This window comes from Intrasporangium chromatireducens Q5-1 (assembly GCF_000576575.1).
Lineage (GTDB): Bacteria > Actinomycetota > Actinomycetes > Actinomycetales > Dermatophilaceae > Intrasporangium_A > Intrasporangium_A chromatireducens.
Genome location: NZ_AWQS01000445.1, coordinates 1 through 1,624 on the forward strand (window position 1 = coordinate 1; position 1,624 = coordinate 1,624).

Here is a 1,624-nt window from a genome sequence, read left to right on the forward strand (position 1 = left end):
CCTCCTCGATCTGCGGTCGCTAGGAGCACGCGCCCTCGCTGGACTGACCATCCAGGACCTCACCTCATCCACGAATGACCCAGAGGCGTACGCCAGGTGCCAGCAGGTCGCGCTCGTGGCGCACCAGCTGCGTCATCACGGCATCGTGGCTCCCGCCGCGACAGGCATGGGGGAGACGATCGCTTTGTTCATGGACGTGCTGCCAACCGCACAACACCCCGTCGCACTGGGCGAACCTGAGATATGGAGTCGGCTGCCCGCTGACCCTCGCCGACCGAGCAAACCAGCGCTAAGAGTCGTCCGACCAGAGGGCTAGAAGCTTTCTGGGGCGGCGCTCCAGGTCCCCGGGGCGGTCCGTGAGGAAGCGCCTCTGCTGTCCGCAAGGCGACAGCCCCCACGACCGTTCGAAATGTCCTCGCTTATCACGTGCATAACAAGCATGGAGCATGGTGTGAGTCCCGTGGAGTGGTGGGGTTTGGGGCCCGGCATGTCGCTGTGACGTGAGGGGCCATCGGCGGGATCTTCGGTGTGTACCGCCAAGTACTCACCAGAGAGGGTCCACACCGATGGCCTTGTCCCAGTCTGCCCTGTCCGAGTTGCTCGAGGCGTTCCGTACCGGGGAGGGGGTGAACCTGATCCAGGACGCGGTCCGGGTCGCGTTGCAGGAGCTGATCGAGCTCGAGGCGACCAGCGTGATCGGCGCCGGCCGGTATGAGCGGACCGACGCACGCAGGACCGAACGCAACGGCTCTCGGCCGCGGACGTTGACGACGACGGCTGGGGACGTTTCGCTGCGGATCCCGAAGCTGCGCAAGGGCAGTTTCTTCCCGAGCATCCTCGAGCCGCGCCGCCGGGTCGATCAGGCCCTGTACGCGGTCGTGATGGAGGCGTACGTGCACGGGGTCTCGACCCGGGCGGTCGACGAGCTGGTCGCCGCGATGGGCAGTGACACCGGGATCTCCAAGAGCGAGGTCTCAAGGATCTGCGCCGGCCTGGACGAGGCGGTCACCGCGTTCCGGACCCGCACCCTGGGACACACCCGGTTCCCGTACGTGTTCCTCGACGCGACCTACCTGCACGTGCGCGAGGCCTCCCGCGGGCAGGTCGTCTCCCAGGCCGTGGTGGTCGCCACCGGCGTCACCGAGGACGGCGGCCGGGAGATCCTCGGCCTGGACGTCGGCGACAGCGAGGACGAGACGTTCTGGCGCGCGTTCCTGACCGGCCTGAAGGACCGCGGCCTGGGCGGGGTGCGCCTGGTGATCTCCGACCAGCACGCCGGCCTGGTCAAGGCCCTCACCCGCTGCTTCGCCGGCGCGAGTCACCAGCGCTGCCGCGTGCACTTCGCCCGGAACCTGCTCGCCCTCGTGCCGAAGTCGCACAAGGACATGGTCGCCGCGGTGTTCCGCACCATCTTCGCCCAACCCGACCCCGAAGCAGTGGCCACAACGTGGGACCACGTCCGCGACGAGCTGACCGCCCGGTTCCCCAAGATCGGGCCACTGATGGACGAGGCGAAGACCGAGGTCCTCGCCTTCACCGCGTTCCCGCGCAGCCACTGGACCAAGATCTGGTCCAACAACCCAGGAACGCCTCAACCGAGAGATCAAAAGAAGAGCCCGCGTCG

Annotated in this window: 1 pseudogene; it reads left to right on the forward strand. The window is 67.7% G+C overall.

The annotated features are described in order from the left end of the window. Window positions 1-566: 566 nt before the first annotated feature. Window positions 567-1,624 (forward strand): annotated as a pseudogene (locus tag N864_RS22085) (IS256 family transposase); the annotation flags it as partial.